The sequence below is a fragment of the Candidatus Pristimantibacillus lignocellulolyticus genome, assembly GCA_023639215.1.
GTDB lineage: Bacteria > Bacillota > Bacilli > Paenibacillales > Paenibacillaceae > Pristimantibacillus > Pristimantibacillus lignocellulolyticus.
The window spans coordinates 1077535-1100661 of sequence record CP097899.1; the positions used below are offsets into that span (position 1 = coordinate 1077535).

The following is a 23127-nucleotide window of genomic DNA, read 5'->3' on the forward strand; positions in this document are numbered from 1 at the left end:
TTCTTCGTTCACGCATTAGCGTAAGTCAGCTATTAAAGCTTAACTACGTTTTCTGCTTGTGGTCCACGGTTGCCGTCAACTACGTTGAACTCAACTTGTTGGCCTTCTTCAAGAGTTTTGAAGCCTTCGCCAGTGATTGCGGAGAAATGTACGAATACATCGTTGCCGCCTTCAACTTCGATAAAGCCGTAGCCTTTTTCTGCGTTAAACCATTTAACTGTACCTTGTTGCATGTGAAATAGCCTCCTTTATGAATGAATAAATAATATGCGCCTATTTCGTTGTAAAACAAAAAATTCACACATTGAAAAAGGTTCATGAAGATGATGATACCCTTTTCAATATGTGAATACAGGTGAATCATATCAGTTAGCTTGAGTTTACTATAGGAATTGGGAAAAAGCAATAGTTTTAGCCCTATTGCTTTTTCCCTTTATTCATATAAATGTATTAATATTCGGTAAAGAAATTATGCATTATTTCTTTTTCCGAACAAAACCACCCATAGCTTTCTTAGCTTTATCTTTTTTCTTCTTTGCCTTTTTCTGTGCGGGGTCTAATACAATACTTGATGACTTAGAACTATCTTTACCGCCATTGAACACACCGCTTGATGATGTCTTCTTACGTAACTTCTTATTGCCACCTTGAGATGAACCAGATTTTTTCTTTTTTGGTGGCTTGCCAGCGAATGGATTAGAGAAATATGTTCCACTTTCTTCACGATCTGATGGAGTGGTTCCCTTTTCTTTGTCCACTGCATCAAAATCTAGAACTAAGCGAGTGTCTTCAGTCCATGGATTAGTTGCCTGACCTTCAGTTACGGCGCTTGTACGTGGCCCACGTTTGAAGTCCTTTTTCTTCCCTTTAATACCTCGTGCATCACTTCCTACAGAGCGCTTATCACCTTGACGAGGACGATTGTCTCCCCCTTCTCTTGGCTTACGTCGATCTGTACTATTCCCTCCAGTAGCTGAGGCTGGTTTGCGACCGCGAGCTGGTTTGCGATCACCTGACCGATCACCTGCTGGCGCTGCATCTTGGCGTTTACGACCTGCTCTACCAAAGTAGCGGTCACTATTACCTTTCGTCCCTGCAAACACGAAGTCAATCGTATGGTCGCTCATATTCACGCGATTTACGGTAATTTCTACTTCATCACCGATTCTATATATTTTGGAAGTACGTTCACCAACAAGAATCATATGATCTTGATGGAAATTGTAATAGTCGTCTGTCATATCGCCAAGTCGAATTAATCCCTCGACAGAATTTTCAAGTTCTACGAACATACCGAAGCTTGTTACGCTCCCAATAATACCAGTGAAAGTCTCTCCTACTTTATCAAGCATATATTCACATTTTTTCAATCGATCCGTGTCACGTTCAGCTTCTACAGCAATACGCTCTCTTTGCGAAGAATGTTGCGCAACATCCGGCATACGAATCGCTAAAGCTTCCTGACGTTTAGCGCTTAGCGTACCCCCGCCTTCAATGACCTCACGAATGATGCGGTGTATGGCAAGATCGGGATAACGACGAATTGGTGATGTGAAATGAGAATAATACTCTGCTGCAAGCCCGAAGTGACCTAAACTTTCCGCATCGTATTTCGCTTGCTTCATAGAACGAAGCATCATCGTAGAGATTACTGTTGCTTCCTTCGTACCTTGAATTTTATCAAGTAGCGTCTGCAACGCACGTGGATGAACAGAATTACCTTTTCCTTTCACTACATGACCAAAGTTCGCAGCAAATGTCATAAATGTTTGTAGTTTTTCTTGATCTGGATCCTCATGGATACGATATAAGAAAGGTACTTTCATCCAGTAAAAATGCTCAGCTACCGTTTCATTCGCAACTAACATAAACTCCTCAATAATTTGCTCAGCAACGGAACGCTCACGTTTCACGATGTCTACAGCCTTGCCGTTTTCATCAACAATAATTTTCGACTCTTGGAAATCAAAATCAATTGCACCACGTTTCATGCGACTCTTACGTAATCTCATTGCCAGATGTTCCATAAGCTCAAACATATCTAATAATGGCGCGTAGCGCTCTTTCAATTCCGTCTGAGGCTCTTCCTCTGTAGCTGTAAGAATATCACGTACATCTGTATATGTCATACGCTCTGTTGTACGAATAACACTTGTAAATATGTCATGTCGAACTTGCTTTAATGTCTCTGCATCGAATTCAATTTCACAAGAAAGCGTCAAGCGATCAACTTGTGGATTCAATGAACATATACCGTTAGACAATCGATGTGGTAACATCGGAATTACTCGATCGACTAAATATACACTGCATCCACGAAGGAACGCCTCTTGATCAAGTGCAGAACGTTCTTTTACATAGTAACCTACATCAGCAATATGTACGCCAAGCAATAAGTTACCGTTTTCTAAACGCTTCACATGAACAGCATCATCAAGATCTTTAGCATCTGCGCCATCGATAGTTACGATTACTTCATTACGCAGATCACGACGATTTTGACTCGTAATTTCTTCTTCAGTAATGACATCAGGAGCAGCTTCAGCTTCTGCCATAACTTCCTCAGGGAATTGTTCCGGAAGTTGATGTTTGCGAATGATCGACAGTATATCTACACCTGGATCATTTTTATGACCAAGAATTTCAATAACTTCACCTTCAGCAGCAGATCTCCCTTCAGGATAAACATTGATTTGAACGACAACTTTTTGTCCAGAAACTGCACCTTTAGCTTTGCCTTTAGGAATAAAGATGTCTCGATTAATACGTTGATCATCTGGCATAACGAATGCGAAAGCTTCGTGGTGCTCAATAACACCTACGACTTGAGTAACCGCACGTATCACAATACGTTCGACTTCTCCTTCCATTCTTCCACCATTTTCACTTTTACTTGTAATACGGATAAGGACAATATCGCCATTCATTGCACTTTTCAAATCGTTGGCATGAATATATACATCGCCATGTTCCTTATCATCTGGAATTAAAAAGCCAAAACCTTTAGCATGTGCTTGTATCCGTCCACGTAGTAAATTCATTCGTTCAGGTACACCATAACGTTCAGAACGCGTTCTAAGTATTTTACCTTCATCTTCTAATGCAACAAGCATTTTCAGAAACGCTTTGAAATCTGAAGCTTCACTAATTTGAAAATGCTGTTCTAATTCTTGATATGTCATCGGCTTATAGGCGATTTCTTTCATAAATTCGAGCAATTGACCCTCGTTCACCATAAATTTGTCTCCTCATTCTTATATATAATTGTATTATTAAGTGCAAGTTCGTTTCCTATTCGATAGCGATTAACCTTTCTGCATTATTTCGTTATCGCATTCTACAATTTGATCTACTACTATAAGTATACACAACATGTGTTTAAATCAATCCTATTATATGTACATCACCAACAAAAAAAAGCGAGGGAATCCCTCGCTTTTCAATGCTTTAATTATACACCTACAAAATACGATACTACCAACGCCAAAATAAAGAAACCTGCAGCCAAAACCACAGTAAGACGCTCCAAAAATAGGTCTAAACCACGAGCCTTTTGCTTACCGAATAAATGTTCAGCACCACCAGTGATTGCACCAGTAAGTCCCGCGCTTTTACCTTTTTGCAGCAATACTGCTCCAATCAAACCAATAGCAAAAACAATTAGTAAGATTTGCAAAGCAATTTCCATTTCTTCCACCTCCAGCATAGCCAATCCATACAAAAATAGATAATATGATTCTAACATATATTAGGCGTCGATACAATAGGACAGGTTGTTATGAAAATTGGTATTGCTTTGGTGATTGACGTCGTTGGATTTGCTCTTTAACAAATTCAAAATTATCCCGAGCATGCTCTAATCCATGATTCTTATCAAATTGTTGTTCGACATACAATATTTTGTTATCTAAATGAGGTAATTGATGTAATTGATTCACATAATCTATTTTCCCTTGTCCAAGCTTACAATCTCTTCTTCCTATCGTCACATCACGTAAATGTATCAATGGTGATCGATCCTCATATTCTCGATATATTTTAAAAGGATCAATACCTGATATATAAATCGTTCCGAAATCAAGTTCCAACTTTAATTGATCTTTATCAAATGGACCTATTAACTCTTTTAATACAAATTCACCGTCAATTAATTTAAATTCTCTGGAGTAATTATGAAGAACAAGCTGCAATCCATTTTTTTTCGCTACCGAAATACAAGAACCGATTAAATGCACAAGATATTGCACTTCATTTTCTTTGAATTTCTCACTAATCGGTAGCCAAGGAATAACAATGTACTTTGCACCAATCTCTGCAGCAAATTCTGCAGACTTCTCGTAATCGACCATTATTTTTTCTTCATCATAAATACGTAACGGAACGTGTACAGATGGAATTTTAAGATTGAAACGTTTAGCATTTCTTCTTATTTGTTGAGGAGTATAGGTATAATATCCAACTAACTCCACTGCTTGATATCCTATTTTTGCAATGTCTTCTAATGTTTTAGTCATATCATATTCAGCAAGTCGAATCATCGAATACATTTGCAAACCGATTATTGGTTCATTATGTTGTTCGTTATTCTGCTCATTATTTTGTTCGTTCGTTAGTGCTGTCTTTTGATCACTTACTGATTCATCTTTATGTTCTTTGTTATTTACATTGTCAGATGCTTTATTTTGTTCATTGTTAGATGCCTTATTAGATGCATTATTTGGATCATTCTTTTGCTCATTCATCGTTAATCACCTACTCATCAGTATTATTAGATTCATTATTACCTAGAGCGGTGCTTTTCATGTGATAAATAAGGATTATACAAAGGAAACATTTATTAACACAATTCACTGATAAGTAAACCAGACAACTAAAAAGGGAAGTACTCCCTCATCCGTTAAGATGTAAGAAATACTTCCCTTATTTATAATAAGTTAAAAATTAACTTATTTGAATTTTTTCAAGTTGTAGAATGCAGTTTTACCAGCGTATTGAGCTGTAGAACCAAGTTGATCTTCGATACGAAGCAATTGGTTGTATTTCGCAACACGGTCAGTACGAGAAGGAGCACCAGTTTTGATTTGCCCAGCGTTAGTCGCAACAGCAATGTCAGCGATTGTGCTATCTTCTGATTCACCCGAACGGTGAGAGATAACAGCTGTATAACCAGCACGTTTAGCCATTTCGATTGCATCGAAAGTTTCAGTCAATGTACCGATTTGGTTAACTTTAACTAGGATTGAGTTACCAACGCCTTTTTCGATACCATCGTATAGACGCTCAGTGTTAGTAACGAACAAGTCATCACCAACCAATTGAACTTTCTTACCAAGTTTGTCAGTAAGAAGTTTCCAACCTTCCCAGTCATCTTCAGAACAACCATCTTCGATTGTAAGAATTGGGTATTTATCAACCCATGAAGCCATTAGGTCAACGAACTCAGCTGATGTATAAGATTTACCTTCGCCAGCAAGAACGTATTTACCATCTTTGTAGAACTCAGTTGAAGCTACGTCCATACCAAGGAATACATCTTCGCCTGCTTTGTAACCAGCACGCTCGATAGCTTCGATGATTGTAACGATTGCTTCTTCGTTAGAACCAAGGTTTGGAGCAAATCCACCTTCGTCACCAACAGCTGTGTTAAGACCTTTGTCATGAAGAACAGCTTTAAGGTTGTGGAAGATTTCAGCACCAATGCGTAGAGCTTCTTTGAAAGTTTCAGCACCAACAGGAAGAACCATGAATTCTTGAACGTCAATGTTGTTATCAGCATGCTCACCACCATTGATGATGTTCATCATTGGAACTGGCAATACTTTAGCGTTGAATCCACCAAGGTATGTGTAAAGAGGTACATCAAGAGCATCAGCAGCTGCACGAGCAGTAGCCATAGATACCGCAAGAATAGCGTTAGCACCTAGTTTAGCTTTGTTAGAAGTACCATCTAATTGAATCATTTTACGGTCGATAGCAACTTGATCAAGTGCGTCAAGACCAATAATTTCTGGAGCGATGATCGTGTTAACATTGTCAACAGCTTTCACTACACCTTTTCCTAGGTAACGAGATTTGTCGCCATCACGAAGTTCAACAGCTTCGTATGCACCAGTAGATGCACCAGATGGAACGATTGCGCGGCCTTTGCCACCAGATTCAAGAGAAACTTCTACTTCTACAGTAGGATTACCACGAGAGTCAAGAACTTCACGTGCGTATACGTCAACGATGATAGACATTAAGTTACAACTCCTTTAGTTTATAAGTATTAATTAATTACTTTATATTTATATTGTACATGTATTGGTACTACTTAATCAATGTAGAACCTGTCATTTCTTCTGGTTTTGCTACTTCAAGTAATGTTAGCATTGTTGGTGCGATATCCGCTAAGATTCCGCCTTCACGTAATTGCACATCATTAGAAGTCACGATAAATGGAACTGGGTTTGTTGTATGTGCCGTATGAGGACGACCATTCTCATCAAACACCATATCAGCATTACCATGGTCAGCAGTAATTAAACATACGCCACCTTTTGCAAGAACAGCGTCTACTACTTTACCAACACACTCATCAGTAGCTTCTACCGCTTTAATTGTCGGTTCAAGCATACCAGAGTGACCAACCATATCTGGGTTTGCAAAGTTAATGATAATAACATCATGTTTATCTGATTCAATCTCACGAACTGTTGATTCTGCTAGTTCATAAGCACTCATCTCTGGTTGCAAGTCATATGTTGCAACTTTTGGAGAGTTAATCAAGACACGAGTTTCACCAGGAAGCTCTTTGTCACGACCACCACTGAAGAAGAATGTTACATGCGGATATTTTTCAGTTTCAGCCGTACGAAGTTGTTTCAAGTTGTTTTGCGCTAAAACTTCACCAAGTGTATTATCAAGGTTTTTCGGCGAGTATGCAACTAATCCTCCAACTGTCTCACTGAACAATGTCAAACATACATAGAATAGATCTTTTGGCACTTTTTCACCACGATCAAATCCAGGGAACTCTTCATTCGTAAATACTTGCGAAAGTTGAATAGCACGGTCTGGACGGAAATTAAAGAAGATTACGGAATCTCCAGTTTCAACTAGTCCAACAGGGCTACCATCTTCTTTAAGCATTACAGTAGGAACGAAGAATTCATCGTATACGTTAGCAGCGTAAGAATCTTTAACAGCTTGCAGTGCATCTGTTGCAGAAGGGCCATCACCATACACCATAGAACGATAAGATTTCTCTACACGATCCCAGCGTTTGTCACGATCCATTGCATAGTAGCGACCTTGAACTGTTGCGATTTTACCAACGCCTACTTCTTGAATTTTCGCTTGTAGTCTCTCTACATAGCCAAGTCCGCTATCAGGAGCTACATCACGACCATCTAAAAACGCATGAATATATACTTCAGAGAAATCGTTACGTTTCGCAAGATCAAGTAACGCGAAAAGATGATCGATATGGCTATGCACACCACCATCGGATAATAATCCATAAAGGTGAAGTTTTTTGCCGTTTTCTTTGGCATGAAGCAATGCTTTAAGCAAAGTTTCATTTTCAAAGAAATCGCCATCACGAACAGATTTCGTAATACGAGTCAAGTCTTGATATACAATACGTCCAGCACCGATGTTCAAATGACCTACTTCAGAGTTACCCATTTGGCCCTCTGGCAGACCCACTGCTTCACCACATGCTGTTAGAGTTGTATTCGGATATTGAGTCAAGTAACGGTCATAGTTCGGCTTATTAGCTTGTGCAACGGCGTTACCAACAACATCATTACGAAGACCAAAGCCATCCATAATAATAAGTGCTACAGGTTTACGATCAGCCATCTTACTTGGCCCCCTCGACAAGTGCGATATAGGAGTTTGGCTCAAGACTTGCGCCACCTACTAGTGCTCCGTCGATATTTGCTTGACCCATATACTCAGTTACATTTTCCGGTTTAACACTACCGCCGTATTGAATACGAACAGCATCCGCAGTTGCTTGATCATACAATTCAGCAACAACGCTACGTACGTAACCGATAACTTCCTCGGCATCAGCAGAAGTTGATGATTTACCAGTTCCGATTGCCCAAATTGGTTCGTATGCAATAACGATGTCCGCTACTTGAGCTGCAGAAAGACCTTGAAGCGCTGCTTCAGTTTGAACTTTACATACATCTTTAGTAGTACCAGCTTCACGCTCTTCAAGCTTTTCACCAATACATACGATCGGTACAAGGTTATGTTTAATTGCAGCATGAACCTTTTTATTAACTGTTTCATCAGTCTCAGCGAAATATTGACGACGCTCAGAGTGTCCGATCAATACATATTTCACGCCAAGATCTTTTAACATAACACCACTGATCTCGCCAGTGAATGCTCCGTTATCTTCAAAGTGAAGGTTTTGTGCTCCAATAGCAATAGATGTGCCTTTAGCAGCCTCAACAAGAGCTGGTAAGTTTGTGAATGGTGCGCAAATTACGCTTTCTACTCCAGCAACTTCAGCTTTACCTTTTACAGCATCGAAGAAAGAAACCGCTTCTGAAATCGTTTTGAACATTTTCCAGTTACCTGCAATAATAGGTGTTCTACTCATCATATACCCTCCTAAAAACTTTTAGAGTTTCTTGATATACTTCCTTACAACGAAAAGTTATTTCGGAAGCTTAGTCAAAACTTTCATTGCTTCTCGATTAACTTCTCGGTTAATGAAAAGTTACTTCTAAAGCATAAAACATTCGTTAACAGTCTACAAGGATGCACAATCCAATTGTGGATCATGCATCCTCATCCAACCAATAAGGAAACTTATTTGTCGTTAAGTGCAACTACACCTGGAAGAGCTTTACCTTCCATGAACTCAAGGGAAGCACCGCCACCAGTTGAAATGAAGTCCATTTGATCAGCTAGGCCGAATTTCTCAGCTGCAGCTGCAGAATCTCCACCACCGATTACTGTGTAACCTTCAGTTTCAGCTGTAGCTTTAGCTACTGCTTGTGTACCATGAGAGAATGGCTCGATTTCAAATACGCCCATAGGTCCGTTCCACACTACTAGCTTAGAGTTTTTGATAACTTCAGCGTAGATTTCACGAGTTTTAGGTCCGATATCGATACCTTCCATGTCAGCAGGAATGCTGTCAACAGAAACAATTTTTGTGTTAGCTTTTGCGCTGAACTCATCAGTTACAACAATATCAACCGGTAAGTATAGGTTCTTGCCAGCAGCTTTAGCTTTTTCAATGAATTCAAGTGCAAGATCAAGTTTACTGTTATCAAGAAGAGATTGACCAATTTCATGACCTTGAGCTTTGAAGAATGTATAAGAAAGACCGCCACCAATAATAATGTTATCAGCGATTTCGATCATTTTTTCGATTACAGCAATTTTATCTTTAACTTTAGAACCACCAACGATAGCTGTGAAAGGACGAGCTGGATTGTTAATCGCTTTGCCTAGAACATCCAATTCTCTCTCCATAAGTAAACCAGATACAGCCGGTAGGAAGTGAGCGATACCTTCTGTTGAAGCATGTGCACGGTGAGCAGCACCAAATGCATCATTTACGAAAAGATCAGCAAGCTCAGCAAATTGTTTCGCTAGTTCTGCATCATTTTTCTCTTCACCAGCATTGAAACGCACGTTTTCAAGCAACAACACATCACCATTGTTCATATCAGCGATAAGTGCTTTAACAGCGTCGCCAACTGACTCATTAGCTTTAACAACTGGTTTGCCAAGTAACTCAGACAGACGAACTGCACTTGCAGTATGACGAAGTTCTTCTACTACTACGCCATCAGGGCGACCAAGGTGACTAGCAAGAATAACTTTAGCACCATTTTCAATTAGGAAATTGATTGTAGGCAATGTTTCGCGAATACGTTTGTCATCAGTAATTTTTCCATCTTCAAGTGGAACATTAAAATCTACACGAACAAATACTTTCTTACCCGTCAATTCGATATCACGTACACTTTTCTTATTCATTAGACGTTCCTCCGCACCATTTATATTGTCTATAGCTTACATAGCTTTGTTATGCTTATATGTTGAAACTTCACGAAACGATGATATATAAAGAGCGGAAACAATATCACTGTTTCCGCTCTTTGATATTGCTCAAATATTACTTGATAAGTTTTGCGAAATGTTCAACTGTACGAATCAATTGAGAAGTGTATGACATTTCGTTGTCGTACCAAGATACAGTTTTAACCAATTGTTGGTCGCCAACAGTTTGAACTTTAGTTTGAGTTCCATCGAATAAAGAACCGTAAGTGATACCAATGATATCAGAAGATACGATCTCGTCTTCAGTGTAACCGAATGATTCGTTAGCAGCAGCTTTCATAGCAGCGTTAACTTCATCAACTGTTACTTTTTTATTCAATACAGTAACAAGCTCAGTTAGAGAACCAGTTGCTGTTGGTACACGTTGAGCAGCACCGTCAAGTTTACCGTTAAGATCAGGAATTACTAGACCGATTGCTTTAGCAGCACCAGTTGTGTTAGGAATAATATTTTCAGCCGCTGCACGAGCACGACGGAAGTCACCTTTAGGGTGTGGAGCATCAAGTGTATTTTGGTCACCAGTGTAAGCATGGATCGTTGTCATAAGACCTTGAACGATACCGAATTGATCGTTCAATACTTGAGCCATAGGAGCTAGACAGTTAGTAGTACAAGAAGCACCAGAGATAACTGTTTCAGTACCATCTAGAATTTCATGGTTAGTGTTGTAAACGATAGTTTTCATATCGCCTGTAGCTGGAGCAGAGATAACAACTTTTTTAGCTCCACCTTTAAGGTGTTTTTCAGCAGCTTCTTTAGTTGTGAAGAAACCTGTGCACTCTAGAACGATATCTACGCCTAGCTCGCCCCATGGCAATTCTTCAGGGTTACGGTTAGCAAGAACTTTAACTTCTTTACCATTTACTTTGAAGAAACCATCATGTACTTCAACATCGCCATCGAAACGACCTTGAGTTGTATCATATTTAAGCAAATGAGCTAGCATTTTAGCATCAGTTAAGTCATTAATTGCTACTACTTGAATACCTTCTACGTTTTGAATACGGCGGAATGCCAAACGACCAATACGTCCAAATCCATTAATACCTACTTTAATCATGAGTAAATCCTCCTAAGATTGATTTGTTTTTGAAAAGATTTAATATGTTTAAGACGAGTGTAATAAATTACACTTCGCCGTGTTGCCCCTTGGCCTCGTACATCTCAATAATCCGCAATGCTGCCCCTTCATCAGTGACAAGTGCGTGATCATAACCAAACTTCATAATTGCGTCAATAGCTTCAGCCTTACTGGCACCACCAGCAACTGCTATCAACACCTCAGTTTTAGCAATATCCTCAAGTCGCATACCTACTGTTTTCATTTTGTGAATGAGTTCACCATTTCGGTTAAAGTAAAAACCAAATGACTCAGCCATTGCACCTTCATCCAACATAGCTTGCAGTTCTTCAGGATCAGTCTTTCTTCTTCTAGCCATTACAATAGCGTCACCAATGCCATGCACAATAATTCGTGCATTTCGAATAACTTGAACAATTTCCTTAATGGAAGGTTCTTGAATCATCGACTCATACGCGTCAGAGCTAATATGATCAGGCACATGTAGTAAACGGTAATGTCCACCAGTCCGTTTGGCCATCATTGATACGATCGTGTTAGCTTGATAATCCAAGCTTTCACCAAGACCGCCACGCGCAGGAACAAATACAACATCTTTGATAGTATTTGGTAAACTCATGTACTTGGCAACTTGTGCAGTTGTCGTTCCACCTGATACCGCAATAACATCACCAGAACGTATCGCATCCTTAAGCAGCAAACCTGTTGCACGACCTAATTCTTTCTTAGCAATCTGAGATTGTTCTGAATCACCTGGCACAACAATGACTTGTTTTAAGCCATACATCGACTTAAGCTTTTCTTCTATCTCTGAACTACCGAAGACAAAGTCACCAAGTTGCTCTATTTCTTCAAGCATTTTCTTGCCGTCTTCACTTAATTGCATACCAGAAGATTGAATAATAAGGAGTCCTTGTTCTTTCAATAACTCAGTCTCAGCTCTTAGTACTCGTTCGGTCATCGATAATGTTGTTGCTAACGCTCGTCGACCAATTGTACCTGCAAGCATCACTTGCTGCAAAATTCTATACCGCTTTCTCATAACATCCAAAAGCTCAGGTACTAACTGCCTTTGCAGTTCAATAAGCTGACGCATAAATACCATCACTCCATCGGAAAGAGTCCACGACTACCACATTAATCTCAGGACCTGTTGGACTTTTTTTGTCCCTGTGGTGTGTTTTAAGTCCCACTGTTATTTTACCTAATATTTTTACGTACTGCAAGTGCTGATTCACCATGTAAGCGATTGCTCTATTAATTTAATTTAATTTTAAACTTGCTTCGCATCATTTTATCCCATATAATCGACAATGTTATCTCATATTAGCGCCCGTGGTCCAATGGATATGACGTAGGCCTCCGGAGCCTGAGATCTAGGTTCGATTCCTAGCGGGCGCGCCATAGCACTTTTAAACTTTAAATAGTACTTACATTATCATTTCAAAGCCTGTACAAGTATATAACTTGTACAGGCTTTTCTGTTTTTATAAGCATACCTAATTCATTTACACATAAACTAACTTAGTTCAAACAAATAGTGGACTTTGATAACGAAGAAACGCTGCCACATCCTAGTATCATTTCCCCTAATTTATTATGTTTATATACTACTCATATTGGTAACAATGGAGAAGTAAAAATAAAGTTTGACTATCTTTGACTTTTGATTAAAATTCTATTATGATATTTACACAACTTAGTTGAAGAGAAACTTTCAATGTCACTTTTCACCTACAAGTTGTTGTACGAAGTTGTTAATGAAAAGTTAAGTCATGCTTTCGATGATACTTTTCATCTACACGTTGTTGTACTAAGTAGTTAATGAAAAGTTTTAGGAGGATTGGTTAAAAATGAACTTTGTACCAATGGTTATCGAGCAAAGTAATCGCGGAGAACGTTCTTATGATATTTATTCTCGACTTCTGAAGGATCGCATCATCATTCTTGGATCTGGTGTAAACGACGTCGTTGCCAATTCCATCATTGCTCAAATGCTTTTCTTAACAGCGGACGATCCAGACAAAGACATTCATCTATACATTAATAGTCCAGGTGGCTCAATTACCGCAGGTATGGCTATCTACGATACGATGCAATATATTAAACCTGATGTATCTACCATTTGTGTAGGTATGGCAGCTTCAATGGGTGCATTTTTACTTACAGCTGGAGCGAAGGGCAAACGTTTCGCACTTCCAAACAGTGAAGTAATGATTCATCAACCGCTTGGTGGTGCTGAAGGTCAAGCAAGTGATATTGCAATTCGTGCTAACCGTATTATTAAAATGCGTGAAAAATTGAACGGGATTATGGCAGAGCGTTCTGGCAACCCGATTGAACGTCTTGAAAAAGATACTGATCGGGATTACTTCATGAGTGCTCAAGAAGCTATGGAATATGGCTTAATTGATAAAGTTATTGAACGTGTAGAATAATTCATAACAAACACATAATGCATCTATAGGGACGACAGCAATTGATTCACAGTGAACAAATTTTTTGTTCACTGTGAAGTCATGTGCTGTCGTCCTTTTTATTTTTTTTAATTCTTATGGCTCATCCTTGGTGATATATATCACATACAATATTAACCTGTTCACATTATGATACACATATCAAACAACTAGCAGATTTTGCTTTACTTGGAGGAATTGTAATATGGAAACAGAAGCATTAGCCAAAGTCGAACAATTAGCTGCAAAAAAGTTATCTATTTTTCAACAAAATATATTTCGTTCCTTATTAAGATCCATTATGGCAAGTATGTTCATCGGTTTCGGTGTTATCGTAGCATTTAAGACAGGAGCACTCTTCTATCAAGTTGAATCACCAATGGCATATCCTGCTGCTGCATTAACATTCGGTATGGCAATTATACTTATTTATTATGCTGGAGGAGATCTATTCACAGGCAATACCTTTTATCTCAGTTATGCCACATTGCGTCGAAAAATGACTTGGGTAGATACACTAAAAATGTTATTATCTAGTTATATAGGTAATATTATTGGAGCTATTTTGTTCGCTATTCTTATTTGGTTGACACAGCTTTTTGCTGATGCTAAGGTTCATACATTTTTATTAGAAGTAGCTCACAAAAAAGTTGACGCTTCAACAATAGAAATATTTTTCCGTGCTATCTTATGTAATTGGCTTGTATGTTTAGCATTTTTCATCCCATACTTTATGAAAACTGATGGGGCTAAAATGTTCGTCATGATATTGTTGGTATTCAGCTTCTTCATCGCTGGATTTGAACATAGTATTGCAAATATGTCTGTTTTCGCTTTATCTATAGCGGCTCAAGGCTGGGGAGCAATTAGCATCGGAGATATACTACACAACCTCATCCCTGCAACATTAGGTAATATAATGGGCGGTGGTGTGCTTATGGCCACGTTCTATTATTATCTTAACAAACCATATTTCAAAGAAAGTGGGAATAACAATGAAAACACGTAAACTTGTTATGATAGGTACAGGTGCGGTAGGATCTACAACGGCATATACGCTATTGCTTCGTAATCGCGTCGATGAATTAGTTCTTATCGATGCAAATCATGCTAAAGCAGCTGGTGATGCACTAGATATGAACCATGGTATGCCTTATGTTGGTGGAGCAAAACTTTGGGCGGGTACTTATTCTGATTGCGTAGGTGCGGACATCATTATTATTACTGCAGGCGCTGCACAAAAACCTGGTGAATCTCGTACTGACTTACTTCAACGTAATGCTGATATTTTTGATAGCATCATTAAACAAATCTTACCTTACAACCAGGATGCGATTCTTCTTATTGCAACTAATCCTGTTGATATTATGAGTTATGTAGCACTTAAGAAATCTGGCTGGCCGGTTAATCGTGTCATCGGATCTGGTACATTGCTTGACAGTGCAAGATTCCGTTACTTGTTAGGTCAAGAATTGAAAATCGATCCTCGTAGTGTTCATGCACATATTATCGGGGAGCATGGAGATTCCGAACTACCAGTATGGAGTTTAGCAAATGTGGCTGGCGTAGATCTAGAGCTTGCAGACGATGTTAAAGAACATATCTTCACTCACACACGCGACGCTGCATACGAGATCATCGAGGCAAAAGGCTCTACTTACTACGCTATCGCACTTGCCCTTGATCGTATAGTAACTGCAATCTTTGATGATGAAGGTGCTGTATTGAACGTATCTACACTACTTGATAACTATTGTGGTGTATCCGATGTCTACCTAGGGGTTCCATGTATCGTTGATCGCAGTGGTGTTCGCCAAACACTTCGATTGAATCTAACGCCGGAAGAGCAGCAATTATTCGAGAAATCAGCAAATAAACTTAAAGGCATGATTGATAGTTTGAACCTTGAACTTGATCCTAATAAAATGTAATGAATGATTAGTACAATATAAGACAGCCTGCATGAAGAGAAGAAGTTTACAATCTCTCTAACATGCAGGCTGTTTTCTGTTATTTACTATGTATAAGTGTAACAGTACTTTCCCAATCATTAGAAAAATGCAAAAAGGATACAAAGCTATATTCGCATGCGAATATAGCTTTGTATCCTTCTATAGCTTGTCATCCATCCACATATAAGTTCAAATGACTTATTGCAACGATACATGATTGGCTTAAGAAAACACAATACTATTGGTTTTCCAATTCTTCTTTGCTAACTAATGCGATTAAACCATTAACTGCCTGTTCTGCATCAGAACCCTCTGCACTAATCGTAATTTCCGTTCCAGAGCTAATTGCAAGACTCATAATACCCATGATCGACTTAGCGTTCACTTTTTTATCGTCTTTTTCAACAAATACCTCGGAGGAAAATTTGTTTGCTTCTTGTACAAATAACGCAGCTGGTCTTGCGTGTAGTCCTGTTTTCAAACGAACAACAACTGGAAGCCTTGCCATGATAAACATACCCCCTATATAATTAAGTCATTAATTCATAATCGTTCATAAATAGAGCTTTACAAGTTATTATACCATTTTCGTCATGTTTCTACTAGGATAAAGTTGAACCATTCCGTATTTTTTCAGCAAGTTCGTCTATTTTGCGTAATCGGTGATTAACACCCGACTTACTTACTTTCACCTTAAGCATTTCTCCAACTTCCGTCAAATTAAGATCTGGATGCTGCAAGCGAACTTCTGCCACTTCACGAATCTTATCAGGTAAGTTATCAAGTCCAAATTCTCTTTGCAAAAGCTTTATATTATCGATTTGTCTAACCGCAGCACCAATCGTTTTGTTCAAATTAGCTGTTTCACAGTTGACGATACGATTCACTGAGTTACGCATATCACGCATTATTCTAACATCCTCAAATTTGAACAAGGCTTGATGCGCACCGATAATGTTCAGCAACTCAATAATTTTTTCGCCCTCTTTGATGTAGAAAATAAATCCCTTTTTGCGCTCAATGCAACGAGCATTCAAATAAAACTTATTCGCAAGATCGACTAATGACTTACAATGTTCCTCATACATAGATGATATCTCTAAATGATATGATGAACCTTCTGGATTATTAACTGAACCACCAGCAAGAAATGCTCCTCTTAAATAGGAACGCTTACAGCAATTTTTCTTAATAATATCCTTGTCGATATCTGAGGTAAACATAAATCCTTCAGATACAATTTTCAACTCACTCAATATTTCTTGCACTCGCTCAGGCATCCGAACAATGTAGACATTATTCTTTTTCAAGCGCATTTTTTTACGAACAAGCAGTTCTACGTGTACCGCAAAATGCTTCTTCACGAGTGTATATACTCTACGAGCAATCGCAGCGTTTTCCGTTGAAATATCTAATACGACCTTGCGGCTCGATAAACTGACAGATCCATTCATTCGCATAAGAGCCGCTAACTCCGCTCTTTCGCAACAGTCATCTGTCTGTATCATCGTTAATTCCTTCTTGGTCTGTGCCGCAAAAGACATTTCATCTCACCTCTTTCTAAGCATCCAGTTCTCAACTAGTTTGTAAATATGATGACTTAATCTTTCAGCATCATGTCTTAGAAAAGTACGGAATAATACGAGCTGATCCGCAATGACATGATAACCACGTTTTGTTACTTCATCAATATCTAATTGAACTGCTTTTGCACCTATCTCAGCGTATTTACTTTCTACGTGAGGAGGTATTTCACCATTATTTACAATAACATAATCAAATAAATGATGACCAATATGATCATAGATTGCATCCAGATGATCACTAACCGAGTAATTATCTGTTTCACCTGGCTGTGTCATGACGTTACATACAAACAATTTTACTGCTTCCGATTCAACGATAGCTTGAGCTAATTTCGGAACCATTAAATTCGGCATGATACTCGTGTATAGACTTCCAGGACCGATAAGAATCGCATCTGCCTGCTCGATCGCCTCAACGGCTTCTGGCAAAGGCTCAACATCTTGCGGCTCAAGAAAGACTCGCTTAATTGCTCCTCCAGCCTTAGGAATCATCGACTCTCCAGTAATAATTGTTCCATCTTCCATCTCAGCCTTTAACACAATAGCTCGATTGGCAGCTGGCAACACACTTCCTCGTACAGCTAGAACTTTACTAAGTTGCTTAACTCCCGTTACAAAATCCCCAGAAATGTCTGTCATCGCTGCTAACATTAGATTACCCAAGGTATGCCCTGCTAATCCTGTACCTGATTTAAAACGGTATTGTAATACATCTGCAAGTAAAGGCTCTGCATCTGCTAACGCGGACAACACATTTCTAATATCGCCGGGCGGAGGGATCTGTAGTTCATTTCTTAGAACACCTGAACTACCACCATCGTCGGCAACTGTAACTATAGCTGTAATATCAAGCGGTTTTTCTTTCAAACCTCTCAACATTACAGATAAGCCAGTTCCTCCACCAATCACAACTATTTTAGGGCGTCTGACAACCTTCTGCACGATGAGCATGCTCTCCCCTCATTAATGCCTGTCGCGCTCTGAATCACGATGACTAACACGTATCTGTTCTGACGCTTTAAGTTTCAAAGCTGTACCTAAGTACTCAGAAATAGCTACTGAGCGATGCTTTCCACCCGTACACCCTATTCCGATTACGACCTGACTTTTTCCTTCCTCATCATACTGAGGAATAAGATATTCTAACATGTCTACTAATTTAGCCAAAAACTTTTGAGTTTCAGGCCACTTCATGACGTACTCATATACATCTGGATGTTGACCAGTATTAGGACGAAGCTCATCGATGTAATGAGGATTTGGTAAGAATCTAACGTCGAATACAAGATCTGCATCGAGCGGTATTCCATACTTAAACCCGAAAGAAGTAATATTTACAGTTAATGATGTAGACTGTGTCTGACCAAAGTGATCAATAATACGTTCTTTTAACATTGCCGGCTTCAAATCACTCGTATTAATAATTAAAGAAGCTTTGCCTTTCAGGTCCTCTAGCAACGTTCGTTCTGCGCGTATACCTTCTAGTGGCATACTATGCTGAGACATAGGATGTCTGCGTCTACTTTCTTTGTAACGCTGAATAAGAGTTTCATCTTTCGCATCTAGAAATAGGATCTCACAACTAATCGTATGATGCTTATCAATAAATTCAAGTGACTCGGATAAAGAAGTGAAAAATTCTCTACCGCGTAAATCGATAACTAATGCTACCTTACCGATCTTTCCATTAGATTGCTCTATTAATTCGGCAAATTTGGGAATAAGCACTGGCGGTAAATTGTCTACACAGAAAAAGCCTAGATCTTCTAAGCTTTGAACTGCAATTGTTTTACCCGCACCAGACATCCCTGTAATTATAACAAGTTGTGACAAAGCCGTTGTCGCTTCCACTCAGCAACACCTACTATCCTCTTAGAATTAGACCAGCAGCACCAACTACACCAGCGTTATTACCTAGCACCGCAGGTACAATCTTAACTCCATCTTTTGAAGCATCAAGCGTATACTTCTCAAACACTTCATTAATTTGATCAAATAAGAAATCACCAGCTTTAGCTACACCACCGCCGATAATGTAATATTGTGGATTAAGGATAACTGACATCATAGATATGGAACGACCAAGATAATAAGCTGCACGATTAACGATACGTGTAGCTACTTCGTCCCCTGCTTTTGCTGCATCAAGTACATCTTTTGCCATAATATCTTCAACATCTACTAAAGAAGTACGATCTCCACGTGCAACAGCTTCCTTAGCCATGCGAATAATACCGGTTGCAGAAGAAACGGTTTCAAGGCACCCCATCTTACCACAACCACATTGAATTGCTTCAAGATCAGGTACAATTGCCATATGGCCAATCTCGCCAGCAACGCTTTGGAATCCTTCAACAATCTTACCTTCAATAATAATGCCTCCGCCTACGCCAGTACCAAGTGTATACATGACGCAATTAGCGATACCACGTCCCGCTCCAGCCCATGCTTCTCCAAGAGCTGCAACATTTGCATCGTTGTTTACTTTTATTATTGTATTAAGCTCTTTCTCTAAAAAGCCTTTTAGATCAATATTATTTAAATTCAAGTTAGGTGAATTTTTCACAAACCCATTAGGGATGTCTAAGAAACCAGCAATACCAATACCAACACCGCCAACTTGAGACCATTCATAAGAAGATTCTTCTACAATTAATTTAGCATATTTCGCAATATTATGAAGAATAGCATCCGGTCCTTTACTAACCTCTGTTGGTCCTTCATATGTTTGTAATAATGTACCCTCTGAATCGCAAATTCCTAACTTTACAGTCGTACCTCCAACATCAACGCCAACATAAATTCTTTCAGACATGACAAAGCCACCTCGTTCATAATATAAAGTTCAATTTCAACTATAAGCGTTGTAAACGCAATGGTCAAGCATCTCAAATTGCCATAGGATATCACCATAATAGAAAAAGCAAAAGACTATTGCCAATGGAATTTCTCACAATAGCATAGTCTCTTCATTTGTACTAATACTTCTATTTTTACGATGACCATCGTTTACGTCAGGTTTGTAGCTACATCTACTAAGTAACAAACCAAGAAGACGTAATTGACTTCATCTTGCTTTTTACTTCACATAATTCATCAATCTGTTTAACACGTTTGCTAACTGTAGAAATACTTGTGCCATATCTGAGCGCGACATCATGGTACGTTACTGGCCGATTGTACATTTTAGCAGTTAGATACTCAATGGCTGCAGCCCAAGCTTCAATCTTATTCAACTTCGGAGCAGTTCTGGAGCTTTTACTCAAAAAATTAATCCACAATGTAATCATATCATGCTGCTCGATCACATTATATTGTTTTGCTGTTTTTGTAATAGCAAGTTGAGCGACTTCTTCCCAGATCAGATCGTTATAGATTAGCTCCATTGGTGGCATTGCAGGTATGCGCTCTGCTTCAACATTTACTCTCTGTCCACTAAGCATAACTTGAAATGCTTCATTAATGCCCATCGAACGAAGAAAAAACATTGTAATTTTTTTCAAATAATCATCTTCATCTGGTAATAATAGAAACTGTTTCATTGCCGCAGTAATATGTTCATCCGCATAAGGTTCCATGGCTTGAATACTTTTCAATTTCACATTGTAATCACCGTATTGCAGTGCCCAATAGAAAAATGCCTTCATAAATTGCGGTTCAATAGCTACACCACGCTCACGAGCTTGCTGCTCCCATACAGTCATCTGTTCTTCAACCGAAGCATAGAAGCTATATGAAAGAGATACTTTTAATGGGTCAGTCTTCATCATATTGAGTAATATTAAAAAATATTGCGGTATGGATGACTGCTCATCTATCACCTTATACATATCCCAATATTTTTTCGCTTCATCATATTTTCCAATATTACATGAAGCTACTGCCGCAAAGTGACATACACAAGGGTCTTTCTTCGCTTCCCCTTCTTTAATCAAACGAGCAAAGTGACGAAGTGCAATACGATGTTCTTTCAAAATGCCCATTGTAGTTGCCATCTTGAACGTATGCTCCTGATAAAATGGATCTACATTTTTCAAAGCTTGAAGTAAGGAATTTAATGCGTTCGTCTCACCTTCGTAGTGATAGAACAAAGCCAAATTACATAATGCATGCAAGTTACCAGGATCCTCTTCAAGCACTTCTTCAATCGCTTGTTTCCCTTCTACCTTAAAGCCTACATAATAATAAGCTAGTGCTAGATTATTTCGCGCAGCAAGAAAGTCAGGATTTTCTTTCGTAATCGTTTGAAGCAATTGAATGGCGTCAGCATACTGACCCTTCTCCAGTAGTTCACGTGCACGAATATGTTCATATACACCTGCTCTTGCTTTTACTTTAGTGATTGAAGTTGGTCGTTCAAGTTCTAGCTCAAGAAATTCAATCATTTCTTCAGCTTCCTCTAAATATTGACCTTCCTCGTCTTCTTGCAAATATTGAATAAGTTCTCGTTCTGCATCTTCAAAGAACTCCATATTCGCAAAATTATTCGCCATGTAGAAATGACACTCTGTCATATTCGGATCTATTTCATCAATTACTTTTTGTAAAATATGATTGGATTCACCGTATTTACCTATTTCAGATAACACACCGGCTATATTGCAGTAGTTAATAGGATTGCTTGGCTCATAATCGACGGCTCTTTGAAAATATTTGAGTGCCTTGTCATAGTGAAATCTATCCAAGGAGCGTAGTGCTCGCTCATAGAAAAAGTTAGCATCCATTTGTATCGAAATAATATTACGATCTTCTCCTACTACCTTTTTGTTTCTATTCATCTACAAGGCACCTCCTTATTCTGTAATGATTCGATTATAACATAGTCGCTCTTGAAAATTACAATTTGAAAACAAAAACCGCGGATGACTAGTCGTCAATCCGCAGTTTATATGTTTAACTCATTTTTTTGAAACGCTGTTACTAGACACCATTATTTTTGAATAGTGTACTAATTGAACCACCATCTAAAATAATTTTTGTAGCTTCCGCTAATAACGGTGCCACCGTCAGAATTTTAAACCGATCTGGTGTATTTTCTGGTAAAGCAATAGTATCCGTTACGATCACTTCTTTGATACTAGGGTGATCTAATCTCGAAATCGCATTACCTGAGAATAACGGGTGTGTCGCACATACGTACACATCTTCAGCACCATGTTCTTTCAGACTTTCCACAACATTAACAATTGTGGTACCAGTATCAATCATATCCTCTATAATGATTGGTGTTTGACCTGCAACATCACCGATAACGTGAGTAATCGATGATTCGTTATGAGCCGTACGCTTCTTAATCATAATAGCAAATGATGTATCCAAATAGTTCGCAAGCTTTTCTGCTGTAGATGCACGACCAGCATCTGGCGATACGACAACAGGGTTCTTAATATTCTTATCTTTCAAATAAGAACTAATAAGATCTAATGCCGTCATGTGATCAACAGGAATATTGAAGAAACCTTGAATTGCAGGTGCATGTAGGTCAATTGACAATACACGAGTAGCTCCTACAGTTGTTAATACATCAGCTAACATTTTAGCTGAGATCGGTTCGCGCGGAGCTGCTTTTCTCTCCTGACGAGCATAGCCATAGTACGGCATAATAATATTAATCGTACGCGCTGAAGCACGCTTCGCTGCATCAATCATAACTAGCAATTCTACGAAGTGCTCGTTAATCGGATGAGAAAAAGATTGTACTAAGAACACATCACAATTCCGAATTGTCTCTTCATAGTGGACATAAATTTCACCACTCTTAAAACGGGAAATTTTAATAGCCCCTAACGGTACACAGAGTTGTTCACTAATCTTTTGAGCTAGAGCGGGATTGGATGAACCCGAAAATATACGCACCTTGTCGCTTAACATGATACCCTCCTGAGCGTTTCAACCATATAAATTAAATGTAAACATGTGCTTACTTCTTGTCTTATTATACATTGATTTGTCAATAATTCAAAAAGAGAATA

The 23127-nt window shown here is 38.8% G+C and carries 20 protein-coding genes and 1 tRNA gene; 4 read left to right on the plus strand and 17 right to left on the minus strand.

Translation table 11 applies throughout. The annotated features are described in order from the left end of the window. Nucleotides 1–32: 32 nt before the first annotated feature. The 10 genes from NAG76_04340 to NAG76_04385 form a co-directional block, all read right to left on the minus strand. Nucleotides 33–233 (minus strand): cold-shock protein, encoded by a 201-nt coding sequence (locus tag NAG76_04340; protein URN95493.1) that lies wholly within the window; start codon nt 231–233, stop codon nt 33–35. A 243-nt stretch (nt 234–476) separates the two neighbouring features. Further along, nucleotides 477–3236, minus strand: a complete 2760-nt coding sequence (gene rnr / locus NAG76_04345; GenBank protein URN95494.1) for a ribonuclease R — start codon at nt 3234–3236, stop codon at nt 477–479. A gap of 215 nt (nt 3237–3451) precedes the next feature. Beyond that, complete coding sequence (gene secG / locus NAG76_04350) at nt 3452–3688, minus strand: preprotein translocase subunit SecG (protein URN95495.1); 237 nt, start codon at nt 3686–3688, stop codon at nt 3452–3454. Between the two features lie 88 nt (nt 3689–3776). Further along, nucleotides 3777–4742, minus strand: a complete 966-nt coding sequence (locus tag NAG76_04355) for a sugar phosphate isomerase/epimerase (protein URN95496.1) — start codon at nt 4740–4742, stop codon at nt 3777–3779. 204 nt (nt 4743–4946) lie between these two features. Next, nucleotides 4947–6239: a phosphopyruvate hydratase gene (gene eno / locus NAG76_04360; protein URN95497.1), complete on the minus strand. Its 1293-nt coding sequence runs from the start codon at nt 6237–6239 to the stop codon at nt 4947–4949. A gap of 70 nt (nt 6240–6309) precedes the next feature. Further along, entirely contained in the window at nt 6310–7845 is a 1536-nt protein-coding gene (gene gpmI / locus NAG76_04365) for a 2,3-bisphosphoglycerate-independent phosphoglycerate mutase (GenBank protein ID URN95498.1), read from the minus strand. A gap of 1 nt (nt 7846) precedes the next feature. Further along, on the minus strand, nt 7847–8602 hold the full coding sequence (gene tpiA, locus NAG76_04370) for a triose-phosphate isomerase (GenBank protein ID URN95499.1): 756 nt from the start codon (nt 8600–8602) through the stop codon (nt 7847–7849). Nucleotides 8603–8814: 212 nt separating this feature from the next. After that, the gene (locus NAG76_04375) at nt 8815–9996 is read right to left on the minus strand and encodes a phosphoglycerate kinase (GenBank protein ID URN95500.1); all 1182 of its coding nucleotides are present in this window, start codon (nt 9994–9996) and stop codon (nt 8815–8817) included. A gap of 139 nt (nt 9997–10135) precedes the next feature. Continuing rightward, entirely contained in the window at nt 10136–11140 is a 1005-nt protein-coding gene (gene gap, locus NAG76_04380; GenBank protein URN95501.1) for a type I glyceraldehyde-3-phosphate dehydrogenase, read from the minus strand. Between the two features lie 67 nt (nt 11141–11207). Then, the gene (locus NAG76_04385; protein ID URN95502.1) at nt 11208–12257 is read right to left on the minus strand and encodes a hypothetical protein; all 1050 of its coding nucleotides are present in this window, start codon (nt 12255–12257) and stop codon (nt 11208–11210) included. 233 nt (nt 12258–12490) lie between these two features. On the opposite strand from NAG76_04385, the gene NAG76_04390 reads away from it, so the two are divergent. The 4 genes from NAG76_04390 (at nt 12491) to NAG76_04405 (ending at nt 15548) form a co-directional block, all read left to right on the plus strand. Beyond that, nucleotides 12491–12565 (plus strand) — tRNA-Arg (locus NAG76_04390). A 449-nt stretch (nt 12566–13014) separates the two neighbouring features. Beyond that, nucleotides 13015–13599 carry an ATP-dependent Clp endopeptidase proteolytic subunit ClpP gene (gene clpP, locus NAG76_04395; GenBank protein URN95503.1) on the plus strand — a complete coding sequence of 195 codons (585 nt, stop codon included), beginning with the start codon at nt 13015–13017 and terminating at the stop codon, nt 13597–13599. 223 nt (nt 13600–13822) lie between these two features. After that, nucleotides 13823–14626 carry a formate/nitrite transporter family protein gene (locus NAG76_04400; protein URN95504.1) on the plus strand — a complete coding sequence of 268 codons (804 nt, stop codon included), beginning with the start codon at nt 13823–13825 and terminating at the stop codon, nt 14624–14626. Continuing rightward, entirely contained in the window at nt 14613–15548 is a 936-nt protein-coding gene (locus NAG76_04405) for an L-lactate dehydrogenase (protein URN95505.1), read from the plus strand. The genes NAG76_04400 and NAG76_04405 overlap by 14 nt, the downstream gene beginning before the upstream one ends. A gap of 259 nt (nt 15549–15807) precedes the next feature. Here NAG76_04405 and NAG76_04410 read toward each other — a convergent pair whose 3' ends face one another. From NAG76_04410 to NAG76_04440, 7 genes are all read right to left on the minus strand, one after another. Beyond that, nucleotides 15808–16077, minus strand: a complete 270-nt coding sequence (locus NAG76_04410) for an HPr family phosphocarrier protein (protein ID URN95506.1) — start codon at nt 16075–16077, stop codon at nt 15808–15810. A 94-nt stretch (nt 16078–16171) separates the two neighbouring features. Beyond that, nucleotides 16172–17113: a DNA-binding protein WhiA gene (whiA, locus tag NAG76_04415; protein URN95507.1), complete on the minus strand. Its 942-nt coding sequence runs from the start codon at nt 17111–17113 to the stop codon at nt 16172–16174. A 6-nt stretch (nt 17114–17119) separates the two neighbouring features. Continuing rightward, complete coding sequence (locus NAG76_04420) at nt 17120–18106, minus strand: YvcK family protein (protein URN95508.1); 987 nt, start codon at nt 18104–18106, stop codon at nt 17120–17122. 12 nt (nt 18107–18118) lie between these two features. Next, nucleotides 18119–18961: an RNase adapter RapZ gene (rapZ, locus tag NAG76_04425; protein ID URN96763.1), complete on the minus strand. Its 843-nt coding sequence runs from the start codon at nt 18959–18961 to the stop codon at nt 18119–18121. Nucleotides 18962–19019: 58 nt separating this feature from the next. Then, on the minus strand, nt 19020–19970 hold the full coding sequence (locus NAG76_04430) for an ROK family glucokinase (protein ID URN95509.1): 951 nt from the start codon (nt 19968–19970) through the stop codon (nt 19020–19022). A 220-nt stretch (nt 19971–20190) separates the two neighbouring features. Continuing rightward, nucleotides 20191–21933, minus strand: coding sequence for a tetratricopeptide repeat protein (locus NAG76_04435; GenBank protein ID URN95510.1), 1743 nt, complete (start codon nt 21931–21933; stop codon nt 20191–20193). 142 nt (nt 21934–22075) lie between these two features. Beyond that, nucleotides 22076–23026 (minus strand): ribose-phosphate pyrophosphokinase, encoded by a 951-nt coding sequence (locus tag NAG76_04440; GenBank protein ID URN95511.1) that lies wholly within the window; start codon nt 23024–23026, stop codon nt 22076–22078. Nucleotides 23027–23127: the final 101 nt, after the last annotated feature.

What these genes read in the sequence shown, in the direction of transcription:
- whiA (URN95507.1), bottom strand. Translation starts at nt 17,113, where the DNA reads ATGTCTTTTGCGGCACAGACCAAGAAGGAATTAACGATGATACAGACA.
- NAG76_04400 (URN95504.1), top strand. Translation starts at nt 13,823, where the DNA reads ATGGAAACAGAAGCATTAGCCAAAGTCGAACAATTAGCTGCAAAAAAG.
- gap (URN95501.1), bottom strand. Translation starts at nt 11,140, where the DNA reads ATGATTAAAGTAGGTATTAATGGATTTGGACGTATTGGTCGTTTGGCA.
- gpmI (URN95498.1), bottom strand. Translation starts at nt 7,845, where the DNA reads ATGGCTGATCGTAAACCTGTAGCACTTATTATTATGGATGGCTTTGGT.
- rnr (URN95494.1), bottom strand. Translation starts at nt 3,236, where the DNA reads ATGGTGAACGAGGGTCAATTGCTCGAATTTATGAAAGAAATCGCCTAT.
- NAG76_04405 (URN95505.1), top strand. Translation starts at nt 14,613, where the DNA reads ATGAAAACACGTAAACTTGTTATGATAGGTACAGGTGCGGTAGGATCT.
- NAG76_04435 (URN95510.1), bottom strand. Translation starts at nt 21,933, where the DNA reads ATGAATAGAAACAAAAAGGTAGTAGGAGAAGATCGTAATATTATTTCG.
- clpP (URN95503.1), top strand. Translation starts at nt 13,015, where the DNA reads ATGAACTTTGTACCAATGGTTATCGAGCAAAGTAATCGCGGAGAACGT.
- NAG76_04440 (URN95511.1), bottom strand. Translation starts at nt 23,026, where the DNA reads ATGTTAAGCGACAAGGTGCGTATATTTTCGGGTTCATCCAATCCCGCT.
- NAG76_04420 (URN95508.1), bottom strand. Translation starts at nt 18,106, where the DNA reads ATGCTCATCGTGCAGAAGGTTGTCAGACGCCCTAAAATAGTTGTGATT.
- NAG76_04385 (URN95502.1), bottom strand. Translation starts at nt 12,257, where the DNA reads ATGCGTCAGCTTATTGAACTGCAAAGGCAGTTAGTACCTGAGCTTTTG.
- NAG76_04340 (URN95493.1), bottom strand. Translation starts at nt 233, where the DNA reads ATGCAACAAGGTACAGTTAAATGGTTTAACGCAGAAAAAGGCTACGGC.
- NAG76_04375 (URN95500.1), bottom strand. Translation starts at nt 9,996, where the DNA reads ATGAATAAGAAAAGTGTACGTGATATCGAATTGACGGGTAAGAAAGTA.
- secG (URN95495.1), bottom strand. Translation starts at nt 3,688, where the DNA reads ATGGAAATTGCTTTGCAAATCTTACTAATTGTTTTTGCTATTGGTTTG.
- NAG76_04355 (URN95496.1), bottom strand. Translation starts at nt 4,742, where the DNA reads ATGAATGAGCAAAAGAATGATCCAAATAATGCATCTAATAAGGCATCT.
- NAG76_04410 (URN95506.1), bottom strand. Translation starts at nt 16,077, where the DNA reads ATGGCAAGGCTTCCAGTTGTTGTTCGTTTGAAAACAGGACTACACGCA.
- rapZ (URN96763.1), bottom strand. Translation starts at nt 18,961, where the DNA reads ATGTCTGGTGCGGGTAAAACAATTGCAGTTCAAAGCTTAGAAGATCTA.
- NAG76_04430 (URN95509.1), bottom strand. Translation starts at nt 19,970, where the DNA reads ATGTCTGAAAGAATTTATGTTGGCGTTGATGTTGGAGGTACGACTGTA.
- tpiA (URN95499.1), bottom strand. Translation starts at nt 8,602, where the DNA reads ATGAGTAGAACACCTATTATTGCAGGTAACTGGAAAATGTTCAAAACG.
- eno (URN95497.1), bottom strand. Translation starts at nt 6,239, where the DNA reads ATGTCTATCATCGTTGACGTATACGCACGTGAAGTTCTTGACTCTCGT.